We start from the raw sequence: 6,915 nt of genomic DNA, 5'->3' as shown, positions 1-6,915 counted from the left end.
ATTCATAAGCGGAAACCTGTGATTCCATGGAGCGAAGGCCGTCGAATGCGTGGCCGGACCGCAGCGTGTGCAACGCTGCCGCTCCCCGTCAGTCGCTGGGCCTGTGCAGGATACAAAGCGCTGCAGACGGGTTCAAGCTGCGGCCGATGATACCCGTCATCACGCCGTCGGACGCAGGATGGTGACGCGGCCGTCGAGCGGGATGGTCGCGCGCCCATCAGTCACCGGTACGCGCTGCCAGCCGTTGGCGTCATTCGGACGATTGTAGACCAACGAGGCGATGCGGCCATCGACAGCGATCTCGACGGGGAGCATCGGCACGATGATATCCTCCGCTTTGGCGACATCCCAGCAGCGCACCGCGCGCCATACCGCGAGGATCGGCTGCCCCTCCGCATCCTGAAAGGCGATGTGCTTGAGTTCGAGCGCGCGTGTTGCCACCTGCAAGGGCTGGGCGTCACCGGCACGGCGGGCGCCCTGCAGGGCCAGCAACAGGTTCCGGATTGCGTGATAGCCGGGTTTCGGCGTGCCGTCATTGCGCAGCAGGCCCCAGTGATGCTCGCCCTCGTTCGGATCGGTGCCGCCGTCCCAGAACTCGTAAAGGAAGGTGCGCAGGATGCCGAGGCGAAAATTGTTGAGCAGCAGCCGCGGCAGATAAAGGGCGGATGCCACTTCGCCGACACCGGCGCTGCCGGGCTTCACGACGTTGCAATAGCCGATCTCGGTTACGAGTGCAGGCGCTCCGGCCTTGAAGGCATCGCGCATGTTCTTGAGATACCAGGACATGGCGGCGTAGTCGTCCGTGGTCTCCGGCTCCTGAGCCTTCTGCACATAGGAGTGGATGGCGACGGCATCGCTATACTGCGCAGCGCCGCGCAGCAGTGCGACATCGGCGGGCTTCCAGTTCAGCACGGTCGGCGACAGCAAAGGCAACTGCTCGGCGGTGTAACGCTCGCGCAACGCGCGGTGCACCTCGCGCTGATAGTCGACGACCACATTGCTCCAGCCGGGCTTGGCCAGCGGCAGCGACATGAACCACGGGCTGTCGCCTTCGTTCTGGCCTTCGATGCTGGTGATGCGTGCAAGGCCAAGCGCATCGATATAGGCCATCATCTCCGGCACGGTATTGGTCGCCGGCGAGACGAGGATGTTGAACAGGATGTTCGAGCGTTCGTTCAGCAGGCGCCAGCGCGCGAGGTCGTTGCTCGGCCGCAACTCGTCGCGCAGATGACGGATGCCCGACGTCGCCAGCAGGTCGTGAAAACGATCGAAATTCGAGGCGTAGGGTTCGCTGCTGATATGGACATTGACGCCGACGCTGTCAGTGAAAAGGTCGGATGGGCCAGGCAACGGGGCGGCCAAGCCCGGAGTCTGCTTCAGCAGCACCGCAGCCGCCGCGCCGGCCAGAAACATGCGGCGATCCAGTTCTGTCATGCCGATGCGCTCCCGCGCGCCTTGTTCACCGTTGTCTATCTGAATCCCCATGAAGATTTAAGGATCGTTAGGATGTGAACCGCTAGTTTCCCTTAAAGTTGCGCGTGCGTGCTTCTGCCTCGTGGGGAAACGATGAAGACCCTTGGTTCAGTCCTGGACGAGCAGAACGGCTTCGGCCAGGGTTTTGATTTCCTGCGCATTTTCCTGGCCACCGGCATTATCGCCTCGCATACCCCGCAGCTCAGCGGGCATTTCGATCTGGCGCGGAATTCGGTGTTCTGGCTGCTCGAAGACACGCTTGTTCCGATGTTCTTTGCGCTCAGCGGCTTCCTGGTCGCCGGCAGCAGCATGCGTCTCAGCCCACGCAGTTTCATGCTGAACCGCGCGGCGCGCATCGTGCCGGCGCTGGCCGTCGATGTCGTCTTCGCGGCCCTGATCATCGGCCCTCTCGTCACCACCTTGCCGCTGACGGCCTATTTTTCCGATCCGATGTTTCGCAGCTACTTCCTGAACATCATCGGTTCGATACACTTCGATCTGCCCGGCGTGTTCCAGAACAACCCGACAAAGAGCATCAATGGCTCGCTCTGGACCGTGCCGTTCGAGATCTGCTGCTATGTGGTTCTGGTCGGGCTGATGGTGTCCGGCGCCATGAAAAATGCCAGGTGGCTCCTGTGGCTCACGCTCGGCATGCTCATCGCGGGGGTCGCGCTGCGGGCGATGGGGCCCGGCTTGGCGGGCGGTGAACCCTCCGCGGTTCAGGTTGCTGCCCTTAACCTGTTCGGCCAGCGGTCATCGTTGCTGCTGCAATCATTCCTGATCGGCGTATGTCTCTATCTGTATCGCTACGCGATCCCCGTTTCCGGCCGCGCGACGCTCGGCCTGATCGGCGCGTTCGTGCTGGTCAGTGTCTTCGGCGATGCGCGGGGCGTTTTCAGCAACCCCGTCGCGGACGCCATCTTTCTTCCTTTGATCGTCTATCTGACGGTGGCGATCGGCCTGTCGCCGTTGCCGCAGATTCCAGGATTTGGCGGCGGCGACTACTCATACGGCCTCTATCTCTACCACGTGCCGTTCATGCAATTGCTGGTCTATTTGTTTCCGAACGCGTGGACCGGCGATTGGTGGTGGACGCTGTTCGTAGTCGGCTTCCCGGTCTCGCTGGCCGCGGCCATGATCTCATGGCACGTGGTCGAATATCCGGTGCTGAAACTGAGGAAGTCGTTCGCCATCAGGCATCGGCCCGAGGAGCCCGCGGGCAGCCCGCAGATTCCGGCTGTCGTCGGCGAGGCGAGGTAAGGTCGGGAACGACGAGACTGGGAAATGGTGCGCCATTCAGAACAAAACTGCGAACTCTTATGTTATTGAAATAACGATATAAATCTGGCAGCGCAATCGAGGGAGGGAGTAGAGCTGCTGACCTGCTCCCCAATTTGCCCTCGTTTATAAGTAGAGTCCGTTCTGGGTTTGGCCCCTGTTGGGGCGGGCTGCAAATTCTGTCGGCGTGAGCCCGTAGAAGCTCGTGTGCGGCCGGTTGGTATTTTAGTCGATCCTCCATTCCTTAATGATCTGGCGAGCCTCGTTGAGGTTGGCGAACAGGTGCTCGTTCTGGCACTCGTCGCGCAGGTGGCCGTTGAAGTTTTCAACAAAACCGATCTGTATCGGCTTGCCGGGCGCGATTTACTGCCATTCGATCCCGAGCGACTCCTGCCAGGCCAGGATCGCATTCGAAGTGAACTCGGTGCCGTTGTCACTGACGATCATGCGCGGGCAACCTCGGGTTTCGATGATCTGGCCAAGCTCACGAACAACGCGCAACGCTGTGAGTGAGGTGTCGACGACCAGGCCAAGACATTCCCGCATGAAGTCATCGACCAAGGTCAGGACACGGAACCGTCGTCCGCTGGAGAGCGTATCCATCACGAAGTCGAGTGACCAGCGCAGGTTCCGATCCTGCGGGATCATCATCGGTGCCTAGTGCCCGCTTGCGGCAACCCCGCTTGCGCACCGTCAACCGTTCCTCCTTGTATAGCCGGTAAAGCTTCTTCCGATCGATCCGGATCCCTTGCCGAGCCAATAGCAGCCCCAGGCGACGGTAGCCAAAGCGCCGCCGTTGCAGGGCCAGTTCCCTTGGTCGCGTCCGCCACGGACCATCGGCCGGCCGCGTCGAGGCATAGCGGTAGGTCTTGGGCTGCAGGCCGGTCAGCCGTACGCATCCGGCCAAGACCCCGGCCTTAGCGATAACCGGATGAGCGCGCGCTCAGGCTGCTGCGGCGGTCTTTGGCCGCTGGGTTGTTTTCCAGGTCCAGGGAAGCAGCTCGGCAACCCTGCTGGCGGGATGAGCTGGAAGCCGCGCCAATACGTCAGCAAGCCAGGCTTGCGGATCGACGTCGTTCATCTTGCAGGTCTCGATCAACGTATAGATGGCGGCTGCGCGATGACCGCCAGCGTCTGAGCCCGCGAAGGTCCAGTTCTTTCTTCCAATCGCGATGCCGCGCAAGGCCCGTTCGGCGGCGTTGTTCGACAGGCAGACGCGGCCGTCGTCGAGGAAGCGGGTGAACGATGGCCAGCGGTTAAGGCTGTAGTTGATCGCCTTGGCGGTGTCGTTCTTCGTGGAGAGCAATGCCCGCTGCTGCCGCATCCAGATTTCAAGCTCGGCAATGAGCGGCCGCGATCGTTCACGGCGCACCGCAAGCCGCTGCTCCGGCGTTTTGCCGTTAATGCTGCGCTCGATCTCGAAGAGCATGTCGATACGACGCACGGCCTCGCTGGCGATCGGCGCCTCTCCCTGTTTCACCAGATCGACAAACTTCCTGCGGCCGTGGCTCCAGCAGACGGCTTCAAGGATCGGAGCCGGCTTCCTTTGATCCTTGTAGAGCTGGTTGTATCCATCAAAAGCATCGGCCTGCATCAGGCCCACATAGCCGGCAAGATGGCCTTGCGGATGCTCCCCGGCACGACTGCGCGAGTAATGGAACGACGCCGCCGGTGGGTCTTTGCCGCCAAACGGACGGTCATCCCGGACATAGGTCCAGATCCGGCCAACGACAGTCTTCAGTTTCGCCAGCACCGGCACGGCCGTGTCGTCGGCGTGGATGCGCTCGGCGCTCAGCACGTGCGCCCGGATCGCCTGGACCAGCGGATCGAGCGCTACCACGCAGGCCCCGACCCGATCCGCCAGCGTCGAGACATCGATCTCGATTCCCTCGCGAGCAAAGGTCTTGTTCTGCCGGTTCAGCGGCTGATGCAGCAGGAACTTGTTGACCAGCACCATCGCCAGCAGGCTCGGCCCGGCGAAGCCGCGCGGGATCGGATGGGAGGGTGCCGGCGCCTCGGTAATTGCCTCGCAGTCCCGACAAGAGAACTTCTCACGGACGTGCTCGATAATCTTCCAGCGCCTTGGTTCGCATTCAAGGGTCTTCGATACCACCTCGCCAAGCTTGTGAAGCCGTTGGCTGCCGCATTTGCCGCAAGCACACGGCGGCGGCTCGACAATGCGCTCCACCGACAGATCGTCGGGCAACGGCCGGCGGGCGGGCCGTTGATTGTTGGCGCGCTTCTCCTGAGCGGCTGCTGGCGCCGCGATCTCGGCCTCTGTTTCCTGCTCGGCCTGGGGTTCTTCAAGATCCTCGATGGCGAGCTCAAGTTGCTCGACCAGCAGCCTGCCGCGTTCAGAGGATTGCCCATACTGCTCGCGCCGCGCCTTGGCCAGCATCAGCTTTAGCCGTTCGATTTCCAGACGACCGACGGTCACTTCGCTCTTTGCCAGCGTCAGCAATTCGCGCTGCGCCAGGATCATCGCGTGCGCGGCGGCAAGGTCAGCGGGAAGCGGATCAGAGTGGCTCGTCACGATGACGAATCAATCATATTCGTCGCAAAAAATCGTGCGCGATCTTCGTCGTAAGACAAAAAATATCAGCTTAGCCGGAAGCCTGTGGACGCCAGGTTGCCTGCGGCATGCGCCAGTCAATTCCGGACAGAAGATAGGATAATTGCGCAACGCTGATCGTGACAACGCCGTCTGCAAGGGATGGCCACAGGAAGCGGCCGCGCTCCAGTCGCTTCGTGAACAGGCACGCGCCTTGACCATCATGCCAAATAATCTTGATCAGGTCGCCGCGACGGCCCCTAAAAACGTAGAGATCACCAATATGAGGATCGCGCTTCAAACCCTCCTGCACAAGACGTGCGAGGCTGGGGAATCCGCGCCGCATGTCGGTATGACCCGTCGCAAGCCAAACCCGCACATTGCCAGGTATCGCAATCATCGACGTTCCAGCACGTCGAGAACCCGCGCCAATGCATCCGAGTCGACTTGCGCATCCACCCGGACGCGTCCCCGGCTGCCAAAATCAATCTCGATCAATCCAGTGCGGGCGACCGGCACCGGCCGCACCCGCTTGTCGGCCTCCGGCACAAACTTGGCGGCTTGCTCGCCCGTTTCCGCGGCGGCAATCTGCACCGGCGCAAAATGAGACCCGACCTTCTCGACCGTTCGAGCCTGCCGTCGCCAGGTGAACACCACGCTCGCCGCAATCCCGTTGCGGCGCGCCACCTCAGTTACCTTCGCGCCCGGCGCCAGCGTCTCTTCGATGATCCGAATCTTGTCGTCATGCGACCAGCGTCGCCGCCGCTCGACCCCGCCTAAAACCTCAACCCGCATCGCCTGATGACCTTAAAGCTAGACTTAAGGTCACATGCTTCGCGAGATATCCCGTTCAAACAAGGCGGTCCTCGTCGGACGCGTACGGTCAGCCTGCAGGCCGCCGCTGCGAGTAGCACTTCTCGTCAATCGCCCAGGTAACGCTCGTCTCCGCAAGCTGGGCGTTACAAGTTTTTTGCGAGCGACTCCTTCAGCGTCGAGGCATCCAGCATCGTCTCCGCCAGCAACTTCTTCAACTTGCGGTTTTCTCCTTCCAACGCCTTCAGCTTACGGGCCTCGGAGATCTCCATCCCGCTGTAGCGCGATCGCCACTTGTAGAAAGTCGCATCGCTGATCCCGTGCTTGCGGCACAGACCGCTCGCCGAAATCCCGGCAGCGTGCTCCTTCACACCTTGATGATATGCTGTTCAGTAAATCTGCTCTTACGCATCGTCCGTCTCCTCAATGGAGAACAGAACCCTCACTCAAAATCGGGGGCGTTTCAGGGGAGCAGGTCAATCTGCTCTTCCATACACTTGGCTCGTTTCACCTGTCGGTCCTTCAGAAGACGGCACTATACCTTCAACTGGAGGAAATCCGCAGGGGCAGGTCAGGCAGGTCACAGCCTTTCGATCGAAATCTTGACGGATCCATCGAACGTTTGTTAGAAAACTCTGTCATATGATCGAAAATTTTGCGTGGTGCAAAACAACAGATGTGTCAATTTTAGTGTCTGACGCCAAACCAATAATTCTGATGGGCCACGGCGGGCAAGCGATAGCTGCTTCGATCATGGGCGACGAAGCGGGTCTTCCGGTTATTCTTGCGCATGGTGGAGG

5 protein-coding genes and 2 pseudogenes are annotated in these 6,915 nt (G+C 60.9%); 1 reads left to right on the top strand and 6 read right to left on the bottom strand.

Features of this window, described 5'->3' with window-relative positions; genetic code table 11:
- Positions 1-159 precede the first annotated feature (159 nt).
- Positions 160-1,434: a hypothetical protein gene (locus tag ACIQ17_RS29120; protein ID WP_398472902.1), complete on the bottom strand. Its 1,275-nt coding sequence runs from the start codon at positions 1,432-1,434 to the stop codon at positions 160-162.
- 132 nt (positions 1,435-1,566) lie between these two features.
- On the opposite strand from ACIQ17_RS29120, the gene ACIQ17_RS29115 reads away from it, so the two are divergent.
- The gene (locus tag ACIQ17_RS29115; protein WP_398472901.1) at positions 1,567-2,733 is read left to right on the top strand and encodes an acyltransferase family protein; all 1,167 of its coding nucleotides are present in this window, start codon (positions 1,567-1,569) and stop codon (positions 2,731-2,733) included.
- 144 nt (positions 2,734-2,877) lie between these two features.
- Here the strand turns inward: ACIQ17_RS29115 and ACIQ17_RS29110 are convergent.
- The 5 genes and pseudogenes from ACIQ17_RS29110 to ACIQ17_RS29090 form a co-directional block, all read right to left on the bottom strand.
- Positions 2,878-3,640: pseudogene (locus tag ACIQ17_RS29110) on the bottom strand (IS3 family transposase); the annotation flags it as partial.
- A 54-nt stretch (positions 3,641-3,694) separates the two neighbouring features.
- Entirely contained in the window at positions 3,695-5,233 is a 1,539-nt protein-coding gene (gene tnpC / locus ACIQ17_RS29105) for an IS66 family transposase (protein ID WP_398472900.1), read from the bottom strand.
- 121 nt (positions 5,234-5,354) lie between these two features.
- On the bottom strand, positions 5,355-5,702 hold the full coding sequence (tnpB, locus tag ACIQ17_RS29100; RefSeq protein ID WP_398472899.1) for an IS66 family insertion sequence element accessory protein TnpB: 348 nt from the start codon (positions 5,700-5,702) through the stop codon (positions 5,355-5,357).
- The gene (gene tnpA, locus ACIQ17_RS29095; protein ID WP_398472897.1) at positions 5,699-6,097 is read right to left on the bottom strand and encodes an IS66-like element accessory protein TnpA; all 399 of its coding nucleotides are present in this window, start codon (positions 6,095-6,097) and stop codon (positions 5,699-5,701) included. Before tnpA ends, tnpB begins: the two co-directional genes overlap by 4 nt.
- 100 nt (positions 6,098-6,197) lie before the next feature.
- A pseudogene (locus ACIQ17_RS29090) lies at positions 6,198-6,527 on the bottom strand (transposase); the annotation flags it as partial.
- Positions 6,528-6,915 lie beyond the last annotated feature (388 nt).

This window comes from Tardiphaga sp. (assembly GCF_044340795.1).
Taxonomy (GTDB): Bacteria; Pseudomonadota; Alphaproteobacteria; order Rhizobiales; family Xanthobacteraceae; genus Tardiphaga.
Note: the sequence above shows the minus strand (reverse complement) of the source record. Positions and strands in the feature narration are given on the sequence as shown.

Bases quoted from the DNA above. Each gene is read 5' to 3' on its own strand.
- tnpC (WP_398472900.1), bottom strand. From the start codon at position 5,233: ATGATCCTGGCGCAGCGCGAATTGCTGACGCTGGCAAAGAGCGAAGTG.
- tnpB (WP_398472899.1), bottom strand. From the start codon at position 5,702: ATGATTGCGATACCTGGCAATGTGCGGGTTTGGCTTGCGACGGGTCAT.
- tnpA (WP_398472897.1), bottom strand. From the start codon at position 6,097: ATGCGGGTTGAGGTTTTAGGCGGGGTCGAGCGGCGGCGACGCTGGTCG.
- ACIQ17_RS29115 (WP_398472901.1), top strand. From the start codon at position 1,567: ATGAAGACCCTTGGTTCAGTCCTGGACGAGCAGAACGGCTTCGGCCAG.
- ACIQ17_RS29120 (WP_398472902.1), bottom strand. From the start codon at position 1,434: ATGACAGAACTGGATCGCCGCATGTTTCTGGCCGGCGCGGCGGCTGCG.